This is a genomic window from Limosilactobacillus fermentum (assembly GCF_013394085.1).
GTDB classification, from domain to species: Bacteria; Bacillota; Bacilli; order Lactobacillales; family Lactobacillaceae; genus Limosilactobacillus; species Limosilactobacillus fermentum.
In genome coordinates, this window is the sequence record NZ_CP040910.1 from 1036903 (window position 1) to 1059456 (window position 22554).

Below are 22554 nucleotides of genomic sequence, written 5' to 3' on the forward strand. Positions count from 1 at the left end.
TCGGCGTCCTTTGTCGCCTGAATGACGTCAGTGGGATTCGTTAAATCCCCGTCTAACAGGGTCACCCGCGGGTTGTCGTTCAATTCAGAAAGTCGTTCCGGATGACGGAGCATCAGGGTTAATTGGATGTCTTTAAAGGTTGGTTCAGTTAACAGCCGTTCTTCAACTAGGTGGGCAATCTGCCCGTTGGCAGCTAAAATGGTAACGTTCATAAGTTCCGCCTCTTAATTGACTGATGGTCATTATTTTTGATAAAAAAGGGGCGCCCCTATTTTACTAAGTAAGGCGCTAGCATGGAACCGAGGGCGACATCGCAGTAGTCGCGTAAGCGTTGTTCAGGGCTTGCTTGGTCATCAACCCCCCAAGCGACTAAAATGCCATAGAGTTCCACCGTTAAAAGGTTGGCGATGGTTGCCACAGGGGTTGACGCCGTTAAACGTTGGTGGTCAACCAACCCTTGTAAGAGTCGTTCAATCCCCCGCCGGTCGTTTTCAAACTTACCAATTTGTCCATTAGAGGGGTCCAAGATAAAGCGGAGCCAACTCCGGACCATGGCTAAGGTCGATTGATCGGTGACCACCTTGAGGTAACTCATTAAGTAGTGACGAATCCCTTCGACTGGATCGCCGTTGACCAGAATCGGGATTTGGTCATTAATCGCCGCAAATCGGTGTTGACTCAGGGCGATCATTAAGTCCCCCTTCTTTTTAAAGTAGGTATAAAAGGTTCCCTTAGAAACCCCGGCCAGCTTGGTAATTCGTTCGACCGACACCGCTGCGTAGCCTTCCTTAACGATTAGTTGGTCCGCCGCCGTTAGTAGTTTTTGCTTGGTTAAGCGGACTTGTTCTTCACGCTTCAAAGTGCACCTCCCTTTCCTTGATGCTCGTATCATATAACATAATTGACTGACGGTTAATTATGTTAGAGCGAAAACTTGGATAAGCCCTATTTTCATCTACTTAACATAATGTAATTAGTTGATACCGCCGAAGTCGATTTGATCCAGCAAGTCTTCCCTACTCTGCTGGTCGAGCCCCAAGTAGGCCAAGGTCATCGCCTCGCTGGAATGGTTGAGCAGCTTCATTACGAGTCCAATGTTGTAATTGGACTGTACGTACACCCGGTAAGCACCAGTTTTACGCATCGTGTGGGTACCGAGGTAGTTTAAGCCGAGTAAATCCCCCACCTTGTGCATGACTTTATAGTACTGATGCTCGGTAATGTGGCGTTCCGGGCGTTGAAAGGAGGGAAAAAGCCATTCGCTGGTATAAACCTGGCAGTCCGGGTTAGCTAATTGGTAGTTGGTCAACCAACGGGCGTAGCGCTTGAGGTCTTTTTCGACCGGCTTCAAATAAAGGGTGTTTTGCTTGTGGGTTTTCTTGTCGACGATGAAGGCGTTGCGTCGTACCTCCCCTTCTTCATCAAACACGTCAGCCTTTTTTAAACTGATAACGTCGGACACCCGCAACAGGGTCGCCTTCCCGACTTGGAAGATCGTGTAGTTGCGTTGACCAAACTTGAAATTGTCACGCAAGGTCGCTAATACCTGGGATAACATCTGGGAGTCCTTAATGGGGAGTACCAACTGCTTCAAAAGATCACTTCTTTCCTGGGGGCTGTTTTTTAGCTATCCTCAATTATAGTCCTCATCACCCAAACCGTCAATTTTAGATCCTATTAAAACGGCATTCTCGGGGGCCTATTTGTATATTATAGGCCCCATTTTGGCGCCACAAATCCCCAGAACAGTAAATTCGCTCTCAGACAAAATTTCAGTCGGGTTAATGGGTACTTGTCCGTTTCATTATCGCTGAACGTCAAATCATTTAATTAACATAATATAATTTAAACAACTTCTCCCCTACTAAAAAATCCCCCGCTAAGGGAGGATTACAGCTGGTGTAAAAATTGACTCACTACTTGATTGAAGACGGCTACCTGTTCGGCCATGACGACGTGGCCGGACTGGTCAATTGAAACGTGATGGACCATTGGGTTATCCTTAGCCACCGTTGCGTAGGCTGATTGGTAAAAGGGGCTTTGGTTGGCGGTCACCAATAAGGTCGGCACCTTGGTGGTTGCTAGGGTTGGCCGGAAGTCTTGGCGCGCGACGTCGGTAACTAGTTCCCGGTTGGCCGCCCGGTCGAAAGGAAACTGCTGTTTAACTACCCGGAGTTGGTCATAAACGTGTTGGTCGATGCCGTGTAGCGTTTCTGATACGCCGGGTGCAAGTAGACCCTGCTGGTAGTTGGCACGGGTAACCTTCATGAAGCCATAGGGCCAAGATGGCGAATTAATCAGGCGCGGGCTCTGGTCGACGGCCACTACCCCCGCCAACGGATAGTTAGGGTACCGGGTTAAGAAGTCATAGATGACACTAGCCCCCATTGAGTGACCAATCAAGATGGGGTAGTTGATGGTTGACAAAGCGAGCAACTCTTGGAGGTCCCTACTGAGGCGGTGAATGCTGTCGAGGTTGGGATCAAACTGGGAGGAACCGTGATTACGTTGGTCGTAGGTTACGACCTGATAGCCGCGGCTGGTAAAGTATTCAACTTGACGCGTCCAAACTTGCTGGTAGCCACCAAAGCCGTGGATGAAGATCAGGCTTTGGCCGTAACCAACGACTTGGTAGTTAAGGCGGAGTCCATCATCAGTTCTTAGTTCCATGATCATTATCCCCTTCCATCACACTGGCCAAAAAGATGGTGGCAATCAGGAGGTCGGCCGCCCCACCCAGACTGAGGTGGCGGTCAGAAAAGTCCTTCTCTAGGTTGACCAAGAATTGACGACCTTGTTTCGTTGTTAGACCACCGAGCTCAAAGAAACGGTCTAACTGTTGGTCCTTCCATGCTAAGATGGCTGGGTCCCCAGCCCGCTTAACTAGGGTCGTGTCATCGGTGTGGCGGGCAATCTTCAAGAAGGTGGTTAGCTGGCGGTCATTTTGGTTCATCCCCCAGTTAGCCCGCCAGGTCGGCAGGCCATACTTGAAAACGGTTGGGAAACCGCTCGCCGCTTCCCCCCGGATCCCGGTTTGCCCGTAGGCTAGGTACTGGCGCTCCCCGGCGGTCAGCTGTTGGCCATGCTTTAAGCCATCCAGGTCGGTCGCCAATAGGTTAGCCAACATCTCTTTGACAACCCGTTGAACGTTCAACTGGGTAACTGGCAACTGACGCCCCTTCAGCGTCGCCACGGTTCCAGTCAAAATGCCCAGCGAAAAAATGGTGCCCTTGTGAGTATTAACCCCCGCTGTTGCTTTGAACATCGTCGTTTCGGCCCGCTGACCGAGGAGGCGAAGTTGGTTAAAGAAAAGGGGCGCAGGTTGTTCGGTCGGGAAATTGAGGCCGGCCGTGGCCGCCTGCTTAAAGTAAGGGCGTAGACTGGTGGCGCTTTGAATAAAGGTGAAGACATCCATATCTGGGTGGGCGCGGTGCTCAACTGGGTTAACCAATCCTGGTTTGGGCCAGGTGACGACTTCGTTTAACATTGCCTTCACCGCTTGGTCCGCCAGTTGCTCAGCAACAGTCTCCCGTTGGTTAGCCGCGGTTGCTTCGTCAATTAGTTTGGCCACCCGGGCTTGTAGTTCTTCAACGCTGTGGCGCCGTGACCGTCCACATTCCTTAGCCGGGCGCCCGCAGATTAGACAGGTCCGAACTGTAAGATCAAAATCCCCCCGCGAAAGTGAGTGGGATTCCCCGCCGTTGGTGATTAACACATCGAGGTCAAAGAGCCGGTTGGCTGGTTGGCGCTCTTCGAAGTGGACGGTCCCCTCCTTGACGGTTACGCCAGCGCTATATAATAGGTAGAAACGTTCCGGACCGGTTGGAGCATCCTCCCAAGAAGTCGCAATTTCAAAGGGTTGTCCGCACGCTAGCCACTGGTCCTCAAGGCGTGCTAAGCCGGCGGTAAAGAAGGCTTGGATGGCAGCGCTGTTCTTGACTGGCCCCGGGATATTTAGCTTGCAGGCGACCACCACCTGGGAAGGGTGTTCTCTTAATAACTGTGCCTGCGTGGCTACCCGCCGGTCGCGGTTGGCTAAGACCGCTGGGATCTCTACATTGGTCCCTTCAAATACCTTGCTCACCATTGTTAGTTCCTCCTAATTATATTATGTAAATAAAAGGGTACCGGATCAAGGTAACCCTATTCTGACGCTACTTGATCACCAAGTACTTAGACGAGGCCCTGGCGCGCGGGATCGTGGACATTAACATCCACACTGATTACGCCCGGAACGCCAAGCTGGAAAAGCAATTAAGCCAGGCCCTGAACATCAAGCACCTCTATATCCTACGGGAACCCGTTAGCCCTTCTAAACGCCAAGGGGTCCTGACCAGCTTTGCCGCCCACCAGGTTCAAGCCGCCATTGCCCAATCGCATGTGGTGGGGCTTTCCTGGGGGGAAACGGTCTTTGCCGTCTTGGATGCCTTTAGCCTCCAGGAAGCCGATGACCTGACCTTCACCCAGTACCTGGGCGAAAACATGAAGTACCGCTCTTCATCCGGGTCAATGCGAATGGTCCAAAAGGCGGCCTCCAGTTACGACGCCGGCTACACCACCATCCCGGGGCCCCTTTACATCGTCAATGATCAGGTCCGCCAAGGCCTCATCCAGGAACCCTCGATGACCGAAGCCTTTGAAAATGCCGCCCAGATGGACATGCTCTTATCGGGACTGGGCACGATCGAGTCCATCAACGCCATTCCCGCCTGGCGCTCCGCCAAGGAAGCCATCTTCCCCGGCGTCGACTTAGACCAAGTGGCCGGGATGGCCTTCGGGCGCCCGTACGACATCAACGGGAACTTTTTGATTGACCAAGAAAACGATAAGACCTTCTCGCTACCACTGGAACAAATCTTACAGGTTCCCCGTCGCTTTGCCGTCGTTCAGCGCCGTAGCAAAGCCTCCGCTGCCCTGGGGGCCTTACGGGGGGGCTTTTTTACCGACATGATCTTCACTGAGACGATTGCCATGAAAGTGCAAAAATTACTGTAAGAACTCGAAAAAGCCGTCGCTTCGCAGGTGCGAAGTGGCGGCTTTTGATTTGACATTTGGTAACTATTCGCCTGGCTTGTAGTCTTCATCGATGATCAGGACCGGCTTGATCGTCTTCCCGGACCCAGAATCGGCGTTGGCCTCGTTAATCTGATCGAAGGTGTAGAACTTCTCGGTCTTGTCGAAGTCAAACATCCCTAACTGGTAGAACTTGATCAAGCGTGGGATGTCGACTTGTGGGATCGAGTCCCCCATGTTGACACCGACAATCGTCTTGTCTGCTGGGCACAAGTCATCCCAAGTGTTGATGTCGATGTGGTTGGCGGTGACGGCAATTGGCGCCAAGACCCCACCTTGGGCCAGTGCCTTGATCGCGTCTTGAATCACCTTAGAAACCCCGGTCGTGTCGACGGCGTAGTCAACCCCGTGGCCATCGGTAAGGTCCTGGATGGCCTTAACCATGTCAACGTTCTTACTGTTGATGACGTCGGTAGCGCCGAGTTCCTTGGCCAATTCAAGTCGTTCGTCGTGAATGTCAACGGCAATCACGGTTGTGCACCCAGAAATCCGTCCGGCCATCATGGCAGCTAGCCCTACGGCACCTGTCCCAATTACGGCAATCGTAGAACCCGGTTCTGGCTTGAGCGTGTTAAAGACGGTCCCTGACCCGGTTACGTAACCACAGCCTAATGGTCCGAGCTTACGTAAGTCCAGTTCCTTTGGTACCTTAACGGCATTGCGTTCCCGGACCACCGTGGTCGTGGTGAAGGAGGATTGGTCAAACATATCCGCCACGTCATGCCCGTTTTCGGTGAAGTGGGCACTCCCGTCCGGACGCACCCCTGACAGGTTGTTAGCGGCGTAGTGGAGACACTTGGTTGGCATCCCCTTCATGCAGTTGACACAGTTTCCGCACCCGTAAAAGGAGAGGATGACGTGGTCACCGGGCTTAAAGTCCTTAACTTCGGGGCCGACTTTTTCGACGATCCCAGCGCCTTCGTGTCCCAGCACGATAGGATAAGAAATCACTGCATCACCCTTACGCAAGGCTTCGTCGGAGTGGCAAATCCCCGAAGCCACCATGTGCACCTGAATGTCATCAGCCTGCATCTCAGCCAGTTCAACATCGTCCTTAATGGTAAATGGCGCACCTTGTTCTTCAACCACCGCAGCTTTAATCTTCATAATTCACGTCTCCTTTGCTTGTGATATAAATTACATAACTATTATAGAAAACGCTTTCAAAAATAACAAGTGGTTTTATCAGGGTGTTTACTAACTTGGGAGGATACGTATTTATGCCGGTTAAGAAAAAACACCAGCCAACGCTAGTGCTTAATTGTTTCAATGGACTTAAGTTTATCTAGCGGGATGCCATTACCATATGATATCGAATCCGTTGTATTGTATACGATACAATCTTTTTCAGGTCCCACATCATTTTCTTGGTATTCATCGTCAACATCCAGAAAGAAAATCTTCTTGGACGTTCCGTCTTTAAACGTAATGGTCACCCAAGTCCGTTCATATTCCCTTAGGAGGTCATATATTTCAGTATGTGTGTCGATCATCATCTTTATTCACTCCCCAGTACTACTTAATATTCTGTCACAGAATGGTTGATTTTTAATTGCCTTCCATGCATTCGTATTGGCTGAGATAGCCTGACGCATTGCCTGCATGGAATTAGCCGCCTGGACAGTATCAACAGTGATCCGGGTCGCCATTTCGTTTTGAACTTTAGCTATTTTTACCTCCTTTCTGCATAATAAAAGCCAGCTATTTAAGCTGGCTCCGCCGTTGATTAATTAACTGAAACTTGAAAGCTGATAACCTCGCCTGTTTGACATGGTTATCAGCTTTCAAGTTTCAGTTATACAGAATAAGGTTGGTGCTTTATTAGGGATATGTTTGAGGAGAGATCATTTAATACCAGCAAGTTAGGCGTCTTGTTGAGCTGCCCGTTGTTCTTCTGCAGCAAGGCGATCCTTGATGTATTTGGCAGAGGTAGCGAGCTTTTCTTTTTCAGCAGCGGTAAGGTCCAGGTGAAGTTGTTCCACCACCCCGTCACGACCAACGACTGCGGGGTAGGAGAGGTACGTTCCGTATTCTTCACGGTAATTTGAAACTGGCATTTCAGTCCGGGCATCACTTAGTAGGGCATTGGTAAGCCGGACTGCGGCAGTAGCAACACCGTAGTTGGTATACTTCTTTCCCTTATAGACCATGTAGCCTCCTTGCCGTGCGCGTTCTTCCATGTCGGTAAGGTCGAGGTGCCGTTCATCCACCAGATCTAGTACTCGTTTGCCGAGAACCCGGACTGTTGACCAGGCAGTAAATTGGGAGTTACCGTGTTCACCAAGATTGAAGCCGACCACGGATCGTGAGTCAACATGGAGGGCTTCCCCAACGCATGCGCGCATTCGTGCGGAGTCTAGCAGGGTCCCCGTACCCATCACGTGATTCTTTGGTAGCCCCGTGAGCTTCTGATACATTGAAGTGATGACGTCACAGGGATTGGTAACGTCGACAAGTTTGCCATGAAAACCGTTATCGACGAGTTTCTTAGCGACCAATGGAACCTGAGTCCGGGTAAATTTAAATTCTGCAAAGCGGTCGTGATCGGGTGTGTCCACCAGCTTAGACTTTCCCAGAGTAGAGATTACAACGTCACAGTCAGCTAATTGTGAATCATCATTAACGGTTAAGTTTGTGTGGAACGGGAGATTCGCCATGGCGTCACGGAGGTCAAGCGCATCGGCACGGACCTTTGCTTCGTTAGTATCATAGAGAGCTAAATCATCAGTGAATCCACCAGCAACGAGATAATGGGCGACAGTTGCGCCAACGTGCCCCATTCCAACTACTGCTACTTTCCTTGTCATAATAAAACTTCCTTTCGATTATCGTATTGTTGCCTTTAATCTTACTAATGTCAGAAATATCACTGTCTGCCATGATCACCACCACCTTTAATATCAAAACAAAAAGCGTCCTTTCTAGCTCTTGATAAATCTAAGAACTAAAAAGGACGCTTGTGCGTGGTACCACCTTTCTTTACGACATAATGTCGCCTCAACCAACCGCCACAAATAATGTGGTATTAGCCGGCACGGTAATGGGTGCTACCAATACGCTCTACTAGGGAATCCGTTCGGCGTACGACTCACGAGTGATTAGTAGGTGCGGCCTCTCACTGGTTCACACCACCCACCAGCTCTCTTGCTTCGGCCTCATCGCTGTTTCTCGCTCAACGTCTTTAACTTGTTTCAATTGATTGTTAAGTACTATATCACTAGGCAGATAGGGAAGTCAAGATAAAAATTAAAAAAAGATGAGAAAAGATGGGTGCAAAGGCAGACAATTTATAGTATAAATTCGTTTGATAGCGGGCATTTCTTGAGGAAAAATTATTGACACGTTAGCTTAGATTGATTATAGTTTGTTTTAAAATTTGATTAGAAAAATGAGGAGGTGAGTGCAATGGTTGGTAATATTAATATTTCTACAAATACAGCCACCCTCACCGCCAATAGTAATGACGTGATGGGCGTGAAGGATTAATAAAAAGGATGGTGGATAATTGTGTTTGGCAGATTGTAAGAAATAACTTGAACGAATTTAATGACGTAAATTAAGCAGGAAGATCTCGATTGGTGTGCGCCAGTTAAGACATTTAAGTGGCCGTGAATTCAGATACCAATTGATTTGAACCAGCTGGCGATCACTTAGTTCTTCAATGGCTTGTCCCTTGGGAATAAACCGTCGCAAAACTCGGTTACGGTTTTCATTACTACCACGTTCATGTGGTGAATAAGCATGGGCAAAATAAACCTGAGTACCTGTTAGCTGTTCAATTGTCTGATAGTTAGCGAACTCTTTACCATGATCCACGGTAAGCGTCTTGAGCTTGTCTTGAAGTTGACTAGCTAGTTCAAGTACGGCTTGAGTCATGGACTGACTGTCGCGACCATGGAGCCGTTTAACAATTGTCAGGCGACTCTTACGTTCCACAAAAGTAGCCACAGCCTGACCTTTACGTTTACCAGAAAGTACGGTATCAGCTTCAAAGTGGCCGAATTCCTGGCGAGTTTCGACTTTATGAGGACGCTCCTCAATGGAGCGGCCGTGATTGAACGTACCACGGAGCGGCCGTGATTGAACGTACCACGCTTTTCTTTAGCACGATGACGACGAATTCCATGATCAGGCAAATCGGGCAACTGTACATCAAGCCAGCCTTGATCAATCCAGTTATAGACCGTCTTGTAGGCAATCCCCACCACATGGGCAACTTGTTCAGGGGACCACTTCTGGACTTGAATTTTTTCCTCGATCAAGTGTTTAAGGTTTTTAGTGAGCGAAGACTTCCGCCCCCGTTGACTAACCTTTCGTTCAAAGTCAGTTTGCGCTAGCCCAGCCTGGTACTCACTATTTAGCCGGTGAAGTTCGTTAAAGATGGTGGTCTTACTAAAGCCTAAGTAGTTAGCGATGTATCGCAAGGAACGTCCTTCATTATGAAGCGTTTCAATGACAACACGGTTCTGGAATGATAAAATAGTGGTGCTCATCAAGGTCCTTCTTTCTAATGGATTGTGTGGTAACACCATTAAAGACCTTGATGGGTTTTTCTGTCCACTTAAATTTTACAATCTGCCATAATGTAAATTTTCCAAAGTGAGTCTAAGTAGCGCCGTTAGAGTAATTACCTGAAAAGAGCGGCGATGCAAAAGACGACCAGTTTCAATTCCACCCACCATTTCCTCATATCTGGTCCTCCCCTCGATAAATTATGTGTGCTTTTGCGTACTGGTTGCAACACTAATACAAAATCGGGGCCAACTTAAATCGACTGCGTAGTGGCGCCCCTTTCGTAACAGTTAGCCGACGACTTCTCGATTGATTTACATAATATAAAATTAAAAAATGTGATTTAGGTAATCCCCCAATGGTCACCCGGCAACTTTCTAAGCATAATAGTAGCCAATTTGTGAATTAATGTTTATGATTGTTGGTTGGTGCTGGGACGTTCATCAGGGTGATGGTTGCGGTAGCCGTTAATCGGTCGTTAACCAGCAGCCGGGCTTGCCAGGTCTGAAGTGTGCGGCCGACGTGGTCGGGAGTTGCAACGACAAAAATTACACCTTCCCGTATCGCTTGAAGGTGTTGTGTGGTAACATTGACCCCGACCGCGATTCGCCCCGGCGCTACGTTGGCGTTAGCCCCTAGGGAGGCTGCGGTTTCCGCCAGTACGGTGTTAATTCCGCCGTGAACGATCCCGTACGGTTGCAAGTGCTTTGCTTGGACCGGCATGGAGAGTTCAACGCGGTCTTTGGTCACCAAGTCCTGGTGAATGCCTAAGTTTTCAAGTAAATTCATTTTTGTACCTCTGGATTTTGTAAAGGAGTTTGTTATGACGAGTGCTAACTGGACCCCCGTTAAGGAGTATTCCGAAATTATTTTTGAACGCGACGATAAGATCGCCAAGATTACGATGAACCGGCCGGAAAAGCACAATGCCTTCACCCCGGTAACGGTCGCCGAAATGATCGACGCGTTTAACATCTGTCGTGATGATAGCACAATTGGCGTGATTATTCTTACCGGAGCCGGCGATAAGGCCTTTTCTTCCGGTGGTGACCAATCCGTGCGGGGTAACGGGGGTTACGTGGGCCCCGACCACATCGCCCGGCTCAACGTTTTGGACCTCCAACACTTGATTCGGATCATCCCCAAGCCGGTGATTGCCATGGTCAAGGGCTGGTCAGTCGGGGGCGGGAACGTCTTACAACTGGTTTGTGACCTGACGATCGCCGCCGACAACGCCATGTTCGGGCAAACGGGTCCGAAGGTGGGTTCCTTTGACGCCGGTTATGGCTCGGGTTACCTAGCCCGGGTGATCGGCCACAAGCGGGCCAAGGAAGTTTGGTTCTTAAACCACTTCTACACGGCTGACGAAGCTTACCAAATGAACTGGATTAACAAGGTGGCGCCCCTAGCTGAGGTCGAATCAGTTACTTTAGACTGGTGTCATGAAATCTTAAAGAAGTCACCGACCGCCCTTCGCTTCATTAAGGCGGCCATGAACGCCGATACAGATGGTTTAGCGGGGCTTCAACAATTTGCCGGTGACGCCACGATGCTTTACTACACGACTGACGAAGGAAAGGAAGGGCGCGACGCCTTTAACCAAAAGCGCGACCCCGACTTCGATAAGTTCCCGAAGTTCCCGTAGGAGGCCGTCATGGAGATTCCAAATTGGCTCCTCAAACAGGCTTCGCTAAACCCTAACCGGGTGGCGGTTAACGACGGTACCACCGCCTACACCTTTGCCCAGCTGGTTCCCCTGGTCGCCCACCGTGCTGGCCAGATTCAAGCGCAGACGGACCAGCCCCGGGTTGGGGTGATGACCCACAATAACCTGGCTGGTTACTTAGCCGCCCTGGGGGTCTTAGCCGCCGACAAGACCATCGTTTGGCTAAATTGGCGCCTCGCCCCTGAAGAACTGAGCCGCCAAATCGGCGACGCGGGGCTCGACCTAGTCTTAGTCGATGACCAACTAGCCGACCGCTATTACGGTGGGCACCGGGTCCTCTGTTCGGAATTGACAGCCGGCACTGCCCCGGCGGCAGTGTTGACGCCGACGGTTGACCTAGACGCCGTGGCCTCGATCATGTACACCTCGGGAACCACCGGTCAGCCAAAGGGCGTCTTGCAAACCTACGGCAACCACTTGGCCTCCGCCATTTCGTCATCTTTGAACCTCGGGGTGTTGCCAAACGACCTCTGGTTGTGCGTCGCCCCCATCTTCCACATTTCGGGCTTTTCAATTCTAATGCGGGGCCTGATTTACGGGATGGGCGTTCGCCTAGTCAACCATTTCGATGCGCAAGTGGTCAACCAAATCCTGGAGGACGAACCGGTTACGATCATTTCGGCCGTTCCCTACATGCTAAAGAAGATGCTCGAAGACGTCCAAGCAAATGACCACTGTTACTCATCGGCCTTTCGCCTGGTGCTACTCGGCGGTGGGACGATTGACCGGGCAACCCTTAAAGCCTGCGAAGAAAGTGGGCTGCCGGTTGTCCAGTGTTACGGGATGACCGAAACTTGCTCGCAGTTCGTTGCCCTCTCGGCTGAAGAGGCGCCTTACCACCTTGGTTCGGTCGGTAAGCCCCTGTTTACCACCCAGCTGCGTTTGGTGGGTGAGCATCACGAAATCGAGATCCAGACCCCGGCCTTAACCCCGGGTTACTTAAACCAACCGGCCAAGTTTGCGGCTAAGCACGATGGCGACTGGTACCGAACCGGCGACGTCGGCCACTTTGATGAAGACGGTTTCTTGTACGTCGACGGACGGTTAGATGAAATGATCATCTCCGGGGGCGAAAACATTTTCCCCGCCGAGGTGGAAAACGTCTTGCGCCAGTACCCAGGCATCCAAGAAATTGCCGTGGTCGGCCGTAATGATCAACAGTGGGGCGCCGTTCCCGTGGCCGTGGTCGTCAGCAAACAACCCGTCGACTTTCAGCAGTTGGAGGCCTTCGGGCGTGAACACCTGGCCCACTATAAGGTACCCAAGGTCTACTTGCAAACAGACGCCCTACCGAAAAACGCTAGCGGCAAGGTCCAAAAGTTTCGCTTACAAGACCTGGTCGCTAACGCTTAGTCATGCCACAACAGAATAATCAATTGAGAAAAGAAAGATACAAATAAATGATGGATGCAAAACCCAACCGCCGGGCGCTGTCGCTCGGTTCCTTTGTAATTTTATACCTTGGTTACATGCTCTTATTCGCCGACCGGACCGTGCTTAACTTATCGTTGGCCGCGATCGGCAAGGATTTCTCCGTTAGCCCGGCCGCACTGGGGGCGACTAGTTCCGTCTTCTTCTTGGGCTACACGATCATGCAAATCCCGGGGGGCTGGCTGACCGACCGCTTCTCTTCCCGTAAGGTGATCATCGCCACCCTCGCCTTTTGGTCGGTGATGACGATCTTTACCGGGCTGGCCTGGTCCTTAGCCGCCCTCTTGGTAATTCGGTTCCTGTTTGGGATCGCCGAGGGCCCTTACCCACCGGCCGCCATGAAGCAAGTCGCCCAGGACTTCCCGGTCAACAAGCGTGCCCAACTGACCGCCGCCTTAATTTCCTCTAACTACGCCGGCGCGGCCCTGGCCCCTTTCATCATTGTGCCAATCATCGCCGCCACCGGTTGGCGCTCGGCCTTCTTCTGGTTGGGGGGCTTTGGCCTACTCTTGATGGTCAGCTACCTCTTCTTCCGCGGTCACGGCGGTGGACAAACGGTAACGAAACAAGAACGGCAAAAGATAAACTGGAAGGAAATCGACCCGCGGGTCTGGGCCTTCGTGGTGATCGGGCTGGCCTTAAACATTATCACCAAGGGGATGGAAACCTGGATGCCGGTTTACTTCTTAAACGCCCGCCACATCAACTTAGCCAACTTGGCTTGGTTAGTTCCCCTACCGACGATTGCCGGGGGGATTGCGGCCTTGATTTCCGGTTACGTAATGGTGCACATCTTTAAAAATCACGAACGCCTGATGATTATCCTGGCCTCCTTTTTAACGGTCCTGACCATGTTTGGACTCTACAAGTCCACCAGCCTGGTTTGGTTAGTGATCTTCCAAATGGCCACCTACTTCGTCAAGTCGCTAGCCTTCACCGGGATCTTCTCCTACGCGGCCCAACTCTTCCCGCAAAAGACTTATGGCTCCCAGATCGGGACGATTAACTTTGGTGGCCAACTCGGGGGCTTCTTCGGTCCCCTCTTAATCGGCTGGATCGTTCAGCTGAGCGGTTCATACGACACGGCCTTCTTCGGCCTGGTCATCTCCGCCTTGGTGGCCGGGGTGGCGTCCCTCTTCGTTGGGAATTTAAAAGCTAAATAATCCGCTAATTATAGAATGATTAATGACTGTGGTGACCTCGTACGGGATTATCACAGTCATTTTATTTATTTCCAATCAATTTCTTAACTATCATAATCCCTGTTATTTTAACCCTTTCAGGGAATGGGAACGCTTTCTTTGAAATTAATTAAACTCACATATGAAGACTTGGTTATAACATGATTTATGTTAGAATGACGGCAACTAATCAAGAAAGGTGGTAGTTATGAATGAAAGGTTTTGCAATGCTGGGCCCCAACAAGACGGGCTTTATTGAAAAAGAAGATCCCAAGGTGGGCAGCCGTGACGCCCTGGTACGTCCCCTAGCCGTTGCCCCGTGTACTTCTGACATCCACACCGTGTTTGAAGATGCCTTAGGGCCACGGGAGAATATGATTCTCGGCCACGAAGCCTGCGGGGTGGTTGTGGAAGTCGGTGAAGACGTCAAGGACTTTAAACCGGGTGACCGGGTACTCGTTCCGGCGATCACGTCAAACTGGTCTGACGTTTACTCCCAAGCTGGCTACGCCACTGATTCCGACGGGATGCTGGGCGGCTGGAAGTTCTCTAATATCAAGGACGGGGTCTTCGCCACTCGTTTCCACGTTAACGACGCCGACGGGAACCTGGCTCACCTACCGGATGAAATTGACCCGACCGAGGCCTGCATGCTTTCCGACATGATCCCAACTGGCCTCCACGCTTCCGAAATGGCGGGTGTGACCCTTGGGGATGCCGTCGCCGTGATTGGGATCGGCCCGGTTGGCTTGATGGCCCTGCGCGGGGCGGTGCTCCACGGGGCTGGCCGCGTCTTTGCGGTTGGTTCACGGGAAAAGACGGTCGAAGTGGCTAAAAAGTACGGCGCAACCGACATCATTGACTACCACAACGGCCGGATTTCCGACCAAATCCTGGAAGCCACTGGTGGCCAAGGGGTCGACAAGGTCCTGATCGCCGGTTGGAACGCCAAGGACACCTTTGAAGAAGCCGTCCGGATGCTCAAGCCGGGTGGCTCAATCGGGAACGTTAACTACTTAAACGGTCACGACGACGTGGTCTTCAACGCCGGTGACTGGGGTGTTGGGATGGGTCACAAAACCATCCACGGTGGCCTGATGCCTGGTGGCCGCCTGCGGATGGAAAAGCTGGCCGCCCTCGTGGTGAACGGCCGGATCGATCCATCACTAATGATCACCCATCGCTTCGAAGGCTTCGAGAAGATTCCGGACGCCATCGAACTGATGCACCACAAGCCGGCGGACTTAATCAAGCCGGTCGTAATTTGCAACGATATCGACTAATTAAAAGGGAGTGGCAAATAACTTGCTCGGCAGGTCGTATGACTAAGCTAGGGGCGGAACACATCGTTCTTCGGCCGGCTTAGATACTAGGCCTGTGGTTATTGACCACGTTTTCTGTCTAACATACGCAAATTAAAATAAGGGACAAGGAAAAATGTTTTTCCTGACCTTTTCCGTATAAAAACCGCCGGTGGTGCTCTTGCACCGCTGGCGGTTTTTTTTTATGACAGTTGGTCCAGGGCTTGCTGTAAGTCTGCCACGAGGTCTTCTTCGTCTTCGATCCCAACCGACAAGCGGATTAATTCGTCCTTAATCCCGTTTTGCAGGCGGACCTCACGCGGAATGGAACCGTGGGTCATCACCGCCGGCACTTCAATCAGGCTCTCGATCCCACCGAGGCTTTCGGCCAGCGTGATCACCTGCAGGCTTTCGACAAACTTCTTTGCCGAGAGCCCCGCTTGCAGTTCAAAGGACACCATGGCGCCGAAGTGGTCCATTTGCTTAGCCGCGATATCATGTCCCGGGAAATCTGGCAGCCCCGGGTACAGTACCCGAGCAACCCGCGGGTCCTTTTCCAACAGTTCAATGACGGCGGCGGTGTTTTCATGGTGGATCCGCATTCGGGCGCCGAGGGTCTTAATCCCCCGCATCAGAAGCCAGGAGTCATCGGGCCCAAGGACGGCGCCAATTGAGTTTTGGATGAAGGCCAACTGTTCGGCAATTTCCTCGTCGTTCGTAACGGCAATCCCCCCCACCACGTCGGAGTGACCGCCCAGGTACTTGGTGGCGGAGTGAACTACAATGTCGGCGCCTAGGGTCAGCGGGCGTTGGTTATACGGCGTGGCAAAGGTGTTATCAATGACTGTCTTTAAGCCATGCTTCTTGGCGATCTTAGCAATCGCTTCGATATCTGAAACCTCCAAGAGCGGGTTGGTGGGTGTTTCAAAGTAAATGGCCACCGTGTTGTCCTGCACGGCCGCTTCGACCGCCGCTAGGTCCTGGGTGTCGACAACCGTAAATTCGAGGCCGAAACGCTTCAGGACCTTGTTGATCAAACGGAAGGTCCCCCCGTAGACGTCCTTACCAACGATGAAGTGATCGCCGGAGGAGTAGAGGGAAAAGACGGCGTGGATGGCAGCCGATCCCGAGGCAAAGGCGAAGCCAGCGCCCCCTTCTTCTAGTTGGGCCATTAAGAGTTCCAAGGAGGCACGGGTCGGGTTGCCGGTCCGGGCATATTCCCACTTGGTGCCACCGCCGAGGACGTGTTGACGGAAGGTTGAGGAGCGGTAAATTGGGGTCGAAACCGCCCCGGTGGTTGGGTCTTCGCTAATGCCGCCGTGAATTAATTGGGTATTAAACTTCATAATGTTTCTCCTTTATTCGTAAATGTTTTCGCTTAAGTAACGTTCGCTAGAGTCGGGGAAAATGGTGACGATATTGGCGCCGGCGGGTAGTTTTTCGGCGACCTTCAAACTGGCGGCCAGGGCCGAACCAGAGGAAGAGCCGATCAAAAGCCCCAGCTCCCTAGCCGCCCGTTTAACCCAGCCAAAGGCATCGTCATCGGTAATCGTTTGGACCTCGTCGATCTTTAAACCGCTAAAGAAGGGTGGCACCTGTTCAACCCCAATCCCCTCGGTACGGTGGTCGCCCTTGGGTTGGTGATCGAGAATGGATCCCTTGGGCTGAACCGCAACCGTGTAAGCGTTCGGGTAGACGTTTAAGAGCGCCTTAGCGGTTCCGGCAAAGGTGCCCCCGGTGCCGGCCCCGGCCACAAAGGCGTCGATTGGTTGCCCGTTTAAGTCACTGATAATTTCCGGGCCCAGCGTCCGTTCGTAGGCCCGTGGGTTATCGAAGTTAGCGAACTGGTTAGGCACGTAGGAATCGGCAATGCTGGCGGCCAGCTCCAAGGCCTTTGCGGTGGCCCCGGTCATTCCGCCCTCGTCCGGCGTGTTAATTACCTCCGCGCCGAGCGCCTTCATCAGTGTCTGCTTTTCAAAGCTAAAGTGCTCCGGAACCACCAGAATTGTCTTGAGGCGGTGCTTAGCGGCAGCCAGGGCGACCCCGATCCCGGTGTTACCGGCGGTCGGTTCAATAATCGTGGTCGTGTTCGTGATCGCCCCGCGGGAAATCCCGTCTTCAATCAGGGCGATCCCCAGGCGGTCTTTGATCGAGCCCCCCGGGTTATACATTTCTAACTTGGCAAAGACGTGGCTGCCGTTGGGGACGTCAAGCGGCAACTCCAAGAGCGGGGTGTGGCCGATTAATTGGTAAACATTGTGAACTAGCATCTTGGTTACTCCTTTTCTAACTGAGGATACAAAAAAGGCGCCGATTCAAGCTGAATCAGCGCCAATTACACTTACTCCGGATTAAGCTTATCCCCGTTTGAGGGAACACCAAAGAGTGGAGCCGCGTAATTGACGCGCTCCACAACAACATACGGCTTGCTTAGTAAATACGTTAGTCATTGGTGTTCCCTCCTTTCAAAGTGCTTTAACTATAACCGGTTACTTTTTGTATGTCAATAAGGGATTTAGAAAAAAGTGACCCGAACGTCTGGAAGAACAATTGCATTTCAGTTCGGAAGCCCGTATGATTAGAGCAAATTATAACCATTGAGGTGATCTTCATGAAAGCAATTGTTACTACCGTTGGTCAAGACCAAGTCGGCATCATCGCCGGGGTCAGCCACTACCTTTCCACCGCCCAGATTAATATCCTCGACGTTTCGCAAACGATCATGAGCGGCTACTTTACCATGATGATGATGGTTGAAGTCCCGGCTGACCAGGACTTCACTAAGCTAGCCGCCGACTTAAAGGACCTGGGCACCCAGCTTGGCGTGGAGATTAACATCCGCAACGAACGGCTCTACCAAGCCATGCACCAACTTTAGGAGGGCGCCATGGAAATCGAAAAGATCCAAGAAACGATTCGGATGATCGCCGACGAAAACCTCGACGTCCGAACAATCACGATGGGGATTTCCCTGCTCGATTGTATCGATAGCGACAGCGACCGGGCCTGCCAAAAGATCTACGACAAGATCACGACTAAGGCCCAGGACCTGGTTAAAGTCGGGCGCCAGATTGAAGCCGAATTTGGCCTGCCAATCGTTAACAAGCGGGTCACCGTTACCCCAATCGCTTTAATTGCCGCCGCCAGTGGTGACGCCGATTACGTTAAGTACGCTAAGACCCTCGACCGGGCCGCGCACACCGTGGGGATCGACTTTATCGGCGGTTTCTCGGCCCTCACCCAAAAGGGCTACCAGAGCGGCGATCGCGTTTTAATTAGCTCCCTTCCCCAAGCCCTGGCCGAAACCGAGTTGGTCTGCGCCTCGGTCAACGTTGGTTCCACCCGCAGCGGAATTAACATGGACGCCGTCAAGGACATGGGAACGGTGATCAAAAGGGCCAGTGAGTTGGACCTGATGGCCAACGCCAAACTGGTGGTCTTTTGTAACGCCGTCGAGGATAACCCCTTTATGGCCGGGGGCTTCCACGGGGTCAGCGAACCAGACGTCGTCATCAACGCCGGGGTTTCCGGTCCCGGGGTCGTTAAGGCGGCCTTGGAAAAGGTCAAGGGGCAACCCATGGACGTGGTCGCCGAAACGATCAAGCAAACCGCCTTTAAGGTCACCCGGATGGGACAGCTAGTCGGCACGATTGCGGCCCAACGCCTAGGGGTTCCCTTCGGCATCGTGGACCTCTCGCTGGCCCCAACGCCGGCGATTGGCGACTCGGTGGCCCAGATCCTAGAGGAAATTGGCTTGGAACAAGTCGGCACCCACGGGACCACCGCTGCCTTAGCCATGCTCAACGACGCCGTTAAAAAGGGCGGGATCATGGCCTGCAGCCACGTCGGCGGTTTGTCGGGAGCCTTCATTCCGGTCTCAGAGGACGCCGGGATGATTGACGCGGTCAACGCCCACACCTTAAGCCTCGATAAGCTCGAAGCAATGACGGCGGTCTGCTCGGTGGGCCTGGACATGATCGCCATCCCGGGGGACACCCCAGCCGAAACGATCAGCGCCATGATTGCCGATGAGGCCGCCATCGGGATGATTAACAACAAGACGACCGCCGTGCGGGTCATCCCGGTCGCCGGCAAGCAGGTTGGCGAGACGGTCGAGTTCGGTGGTTTACTGGGCCACGCCCCAATTATGGGCGTCAATAAGGCCTCGTCTGCCGCCATGATTCACCGTGGTGGCCAACTCCCCGCCCCCGTCCACAGCTTTAAAAACTAAGCACAAGAGCCTAGGAGAAGAGCCGCTTTTCTCTCAGGCTCTTGTTGTATTCCCGAATGTTAGACAGAAAACGTGGCAAATAACCGCAAGCCTGCTAGTGTCTAAGCCGTCTGAAGAACGGTACGTACCCTACCAACCGCTCACCCTAGCTAAGTCAGACGTCCTGCCGAGAAAGTTATTTTCCACCCATTTAATCGGCATACTGATTCAGCAGGGTGCGCAATTTTTTTAAATAACCGTCAATTAGCGGTTGGGGCTCTATAAGCTTGGCGTGGTTGCTAAAGGTTAAGAGGTAGTCGACGACGTAATCGAAGGTCCGCTCGTTATAATAGCCAGTCAAGTAGTAGCGGCCGGCGTTTTCTTCCAGTCGCATGCTGGGGTAATTACTCCGCAAGAAGTGGTCCCGACCATGCTCTGTTAACAACGCCTTGAACTTGACCCCACCCTCGCCGTGATTAAAGAGCTTAATTTTTGCTTGGAGCTCTTGTTTGGTTAGTGCTAGGGGCGAGGCTAGCTCTTGGCAACTAGTCAGGCAGTCGCACCGGTAGTTCCAGCAAGTTTGACTGGTCGGGTCCCAGCTAGCCACCAACCAATAGCCGTCCCGGTAAAGGAGCTGATAGGGCTGGATGGTCAGAGCCTGACCGTTAAAGGTGACGCTGGCTAAGTGATTGTGTGAGATAATCGTCAATAGGTTCCGCAAGTACGGGTTGTGTTTGACCGCAGGGACGGTGTAGTAGGCGACCGCATCTTCTAGCCGCCGAACCCCCGCTTGGCGATTAGGGGCTAAATTCATGAGGAGCTTGGCCCTAATTTGTTTAAAAGGTTCGTTAAAGGGCGTTTCGCTCATCATTGACATCGCTTTGAGGGCGAAGAAGATGGCGTGGATTTCATCAGGGTTAAAGTAGACCTTCGTTAACAACCCCTCTTGAATTAGGTGGTAGCCGCCAGCCGGACCAGGCGTTGAATAAAGGGCGAGACCTAACTGTTCTAGGCTTTCAATGTCGCGGAGGGCAGTCCGCTTAGAGATTTTGAAGGTGGTCATTAGGTCGCTTAAGTGAAAGGAGTGCTTATCGCTGAGGTAAATCAATTCTTGGTTGAGGCGGGCGGATTTTTGCAAGTTCATTTCCCCTTTTTGCAATGGTGACAAGATCTGACACCATTATACGATAAAGTAAGTACATCAAAAAGAATGGGGGCATTTTAATGCTTGAAAAAAGTACCACCCTTACCAAGGGCCTATTAGAAATCATGCCAGATCCGCAGCCAGTCACCATCGTCTCCGTCGAAGGTAATCCGGCGCACGTCGTTAACACCTGGAGCGACTACGTTCAGGTTATTGATGACCAAACCTTCTTAATTCCGGCCGCCGGGATGCGGTCAATTGAAGCCGACGTCCAGAAAAAGTCCAGTCCGTTAACGATCGCCTTTGGCTCCAAGAAGTTTGCAGGAACCGAAGGGATGGGGCGGGGCTACCACGTCCACGCAACCGGGGAGTTCTTAGCCAGCGGCGAATACTTCGACCAGATGAAGGCTAACTTCCCTTGGCTGCGGAAAGTCCTGGTCGTGCACGTAACCGACGTAGAACAAAAAATCTGACCATAAATAACTAAAGAGGCTGAGAGAAAACACAGTTTTCTCCCAGCCTCTTGTTGTGTTCACGAATGTTAGTCAGATAACGTGCTCCCAACCACGGGCCTAGTGGCTAAGTCTGGCCACGGAACACCGCCGAGGGCGTTAACCTGTGCCCTATCCTTAGCCCTACGGCCCGTCGAGGAGGTTAGACCGCACTCACTTTGAAAACGTGGTCAATCCCGTGGCTATTCCCCCGTAATCCCGTGTTTGGTTGAGGCCAAGTACTGATCCCAGACCCGTTGGATGGTTACCCGGCCGTTGGTGGCGGCGACGGTGAAATCCCAGGTTACCATCAACTCATCAATCAGGGCGTTGCGCTGGTCAACCGAAAGACCCCTGACGGCCCCGAAGCGTTCCTGGGCCCGCTCGGTCAGCCAATACATCATCCCGCTACGGCGAATCGTCCGGTAGCTCATTAGCTCCTGATCGCCGTAGAAATCAGCCGCTAGCTGGCGCAGCTTATGGTTAATCGCCCACCGCTTGATCGTTTGGTTTTGTACCCGCCGGCAGCCGTGAATTAAATAGCAGCCGACCTTATCCTCGTTTTCCCCCACGAGTTACTTTAGCAGTTCCTCTTCCCGGTCGGACAGGCGTAAGCTCCGGACGCCGTGGCGGGTCGTAATCCGCAGGCGGTGGTCGCCCAAGTCACGGTTTTGAATGTAGCGCAAGCCGTAGTCAATTGTGTCGCTGACCTCCGCCCCCTTAAAAATTAGCAGGGCGATAATCTGGGGCAAGATCGAGCCGTGCTTACCTTCAGTCAGGCAAACCGTCGACAGTTTGGGCGAAACCAGGTTCTCATAGGAGGTGAAGAAGATGTCGTTGGACTGGGCGATTTTCTTGAGGGCCCGTTCAAAGAGTTGCCAGTGGTTTTTCACCCGGCAGTGGGTATGGAGGCGGCAAAAGTCACAAAAGTCAATCAAATTATCCTGGTGGCGCCGGATCATCACCGGGGTCAAGCCGGAACTAACGATTTGGTGGACCACTTCCTTGGTGTTAGCGATCGTGAATTGAAGCAGGGAGCGCCCAAACTGGTCCTCGTACTTTTGCAAGAGGTTGAGCGTCCCCCGCACCACCACCGCCCGCAGGCAGTTGTGGTCCCGGTGACAAAGCCACCGTAAGTAGAGGGTTTTAGCGTTATGCTGGAAGTGAAACGGGGGTGTAAAGGCGGGGGCACCGGGCCGATCGTCATCAAGCAAGGTCAGCTTCAGTGACCGTTCCAGTAACTCCTCTTTGGGCGCCACCATGAATAGTCGCTCCACCAGGTCCTCCCCCAAAGTGGTTAACGGGCCATCACCCAGCAATGATTTTATCGATCGATCACTTATTATGTCGTGGCGAACTAATTGTCTTTGAGTCTGTTGCCAAGCCGGCAGTAGCTTAATTTTCAGTGTACTGTTCTTCACTCTGACTTCACCCTTATCGCAAATAATTTCTCTCATCGGGAAATAGTTCGTTTTTTAGTATGCG

22 protein-coding genes and 1 pseudogene are annotated in these 22554 nt (G+C 52.0%); 8 read left to right on the top strand and 15 right to left on the bottom strand.

Annotated elements, in window-relative coordinates; translation table 11 throughout:
* From FG166_RS05175 to citG, 5 genes are all read right to left on the bottom strand, one after another.
* Positions 1-212, bottom strand: a 212-nt coding sequence (locus tag FG166_RS05175; protein WP_003683023.1) for an NAD(P)H-binding protein, incomplete at its 3' end; no start/stop codon positions are given.
* A gap of 56 nt (positions 213-268) precedes the next feature.
* The gene (locus FG166_RS05180) at positions 269-859 is read right to left on the bottom strand and encodes a TetR/AcrR family transcriptional regulator (protein ID WP_137876803.1); all 591 of its coding nucleotides are present in this window, start codon (positions 857-859) and stop codon (positions 269-271) included.
* A 114-nt stretch (positions 860-973) separates the two neighbouring features.
* Positions 974-1594 carry a tyrosine-type recombinase/integrase gene (locus FG166_RS05185; RefSeq protein WP_003683018.1) on the bottom strand — a complete coding sequence of 207 codons (621 nt, stop codon included), beginning with the start codon at positions 1592-1594 and terminating at the stop codon, positions 974-976.
* Between the two features lie 296 nt (positions 1595-1890).
* Complete coding sequence (locus FG166_RS05190; RefSeq protein WP_021349263.1) at positions 1891-2670, bottom strand: alpha/beta fold hydrolase; 780 nt, start codon at positions 2668-2670, stop codon at positions 1891-1893.
* A complete protein-coding gene (citG, locus tag FG166_RS05195; protein WP_003683013.1) occupies positions 2654-4087 on the bottom strand; it encodes a triphosphoribosyl-dephospho-CoA synthase CitG in 1434 nt (477 codons plus the stop codon). Before citG ends, FG166_RS05190 begins: the two co-directional genes overlap by 17 nt.
* 71 nt (positions 4088-4158) lie before the next feature.
* Here citG and FG166_RS05200 point away from each other — a divergent pair, with 71 nt between their 5' ends.
* The gene (locus FG166_RS05200; protein ID WP_003683010.1) at positions 4159-4995 is read left to right on the top strand and encodes a sugar-binding domain-containing protein; all 837 of its coding nucleotides are present in this window, start codon (positions 4159-4161) and stop codon (positions 4993-4995) included.
* A 63-nt stretch (positions 4996-5058) separates the two neighbouring features.
* On the opposite strand, the gene FG166_RS05205 is transcribed toward FG166_RS05200, so the two are convergent.
* From FG166_RS05205 to FG166_RS05225, 5 genes and pseudogenes are all read right to left on the bottom strand, one after another.
* On the bottom strand, positions 5059-6180 hold the full coding sequence (locus FG166_RS05205) for an NAD(P)-dependent alcohol dehydrogenase (RefSeq protein ID WP_003683009.1): 1122 nt from the start codon (positions 6178-6180) through the stop codon (positions 5059-5061).
* 143 nt (positions 6181-6323) lie between these two features.
* Positions 6324-6569 (bottom strand): hypothetical protein, encoded by a 246-nt coding sequence (locus FG166_RS05210; protein ID WP_003683007.1) that lies wholly within the window; start codon positions 6567-6569, stop codon positions 6324-6326.
* Between the two features lie 366 nt (positions 6570-6935).
* Positions 6936-7880 (bottom strand): L-lactate dehydrogenase, encoded by a 945-nt coding sequence (locus FG166_RS05215; protein WP_003683006.1) that lies wholly within the window; start codon positions 7878-7880, stop codon positions 6936-6938.
* Between the two features lie 736 nt (positions 7881-8616).
* Positions 8617-9566, bottom strand: a pseudogene (locus FG166_RS05220) (IS30 family transposase).
* Between the two features lie 424 nt (positions 9567-9990).
* A complete protein-coding gene (locus tag FG166_RS05225; protein ID WP_003683003.1) occupies positions 9991-10374 on the bottom strand; it encodes a PaaI family thioesterase in 384 nt (127 codons plus the stop codon).
* 34 nt (positions 10375-10408) lie between these two features.
* On the opposite strand from FG166_RS05225, the gene menB reads away from it, so the two are divergent.
* The 4 genes from menB to FG166_RS05245 all read left to right on the top strand — a co-directional run bounded on the left by menB (position 10409) and on the right by FG166_RS05245 (position 15206).
* A complete protein-coding gene (menB, locus tag FG166_RS05230) occupies positions 10409-11230 on the top strand; it encodes a 1,4-dihydroxy-2-naphthoyl-CoA synthase (RefSeq protein ID WP_003683002.1) in 822 nt (273 codons plus the stop codon).
* 9 nt (positions 11231-11239) lie between these two features.
* Positions 11240-12664, top strand: a complete 1425-nt coding sequence (gene menE / locus FG166_RS05235) for an o-succinylbenzoate--CoA ligase (protein ID WP_003683001.1) — start codon at positions 11240-11242, stop codon at positions 12662-12664.
* Positions 12665-12711: 47 nt separating this feature from the next.
* Positions 12712-13905, top strand: a complete 1194-nt coding sequence (locus FG166_RS05240) for an MFS transporter (RefSeq protein ID WP_003683000.1) — start codon at positions 12712-12714, stop codon at positions 13903-13905.
* Positions 13906-14135: 230 nt separating this feature from the next.
* The gene (locus FG166_RS05245; protein WP_003682999.1) at positions 14136-15206 is read left to right on the top strand and encodes an NAD(P)-dependent alcohol dehydrogenase; all 1071 of its coding nucleotides are present in this window, start codon (positions 14136-14138) and stop codon (positions 15204-15206) included.
* 221 nt (positions 15207-15427) lie between these two features.
* On the opposite strand, the gene FG166_RS05250 is transcribed toward FG166_RS05245, so the two are convergent.
* Positions 15428-16570 carry a trans-sulfuration enzyme family protein gene (locus tag FG166_RS05250; RefSeq protein ID WP_003682998.1) on the bottom strand — a complete coding sequence of 381 codons (1143 nt, stop codon included), beginning with the start codon at positions 16568-16570 and terminating at the stop codon, positions 15428-15430.
* Between the two features lie 12 nt (positions 16571-16582).
* On the bottom strand, positions 16583-17494 hold the full coding sequence (locus FG166_RS05255; protein WP_003682997.1) for a PLP-dependent cysteine synthase family protein: 912 nt from the start codon (positions 17492-17494) through the stop codon (positions 16583-16585).
* A 341-nt stretch (positions 17495-17835) separates the two neighbouring features.
* Between FG166_RS05255 and FG166_RS05260 the strand changes: the two genes are divergently transcribed.
* Positions 17836-18102: an ACT domain-containing protein gene (locus FG166_RS05260; RefSeq protein WP_003682996.1), complete on the top strand. Its 267-nt coding sequence runs from the start codon at positions 17836-17838 to the stop codon at positions 18100-18102.
* Between the two features lie 9 nt (positions 18103-18111).
* Positions 18112-19455 carry a PFL family protein gene (locus FG166_RS05265; protein WP_003682995.1) on the top strand — a complete coding sequence of 448 codons (1344 nt, stop codon included), beginning with the start codon at positions 18112-18114 and terminating at the stop codon, positions 19453-19455.
* A 190-nt stretch (positions 19456-19645) separates the two neighbouring features.
* Here the strand turns inward: FG166_RS05265 and FG166_RS05270 are convergent, their stop codons facing one another.
* On the bottom strand, positions 19646-20578 hold the full coding sequence (locus FG166_RS05270; protein WP_003682993.1) for a helix-turn-helix transcriptional regulator: 933 nt from the start codon (positions 20576-20578) through the stop codon (positions 19646-19648).
* A gap of 80 nt (positions 20579-20658) precedes the next feature.
* Between FG166_RS05270 and FG166_RS05275 the strand changes: the two genes are divergently transcribed.
* A complete protein-coding gene (locus FG166_RS05275) occupies positions 20659-21051 on the top strand; it encodes a hypothetical protein (protein ID WP_003682992.1) in 393 nt (130 codons plus the stop codon).
* Between the two features lie 221 nt (positions 21052-21272).
* On the opposite strand, the gene FG166_RS09585 is transcribed toward FG166_RS05275, so the two are convergent.
* Positions 21273-21641, bottom strand: coding sequence for a hypothetical protein (locus FG166_RS09585; protein WP_003682990.1), 369 nt, complete (start codon positions 21639-21641; stop codon positions 21273-21275).
* 3 nt (positions 21642-21644) lie between these two features.
* Positions 21645-22346: a hypothetical protein gene (locus FG166_RS05285; RefSeq protein WP_240839888.1), complete on the bottom strand. Its 702-nt coding sequence runs from the start codon at positions 22344-22346 to the stop codon at positions 21645-21647.
* Positions 22347-22554: the final 208 nt, after the last annotated feature.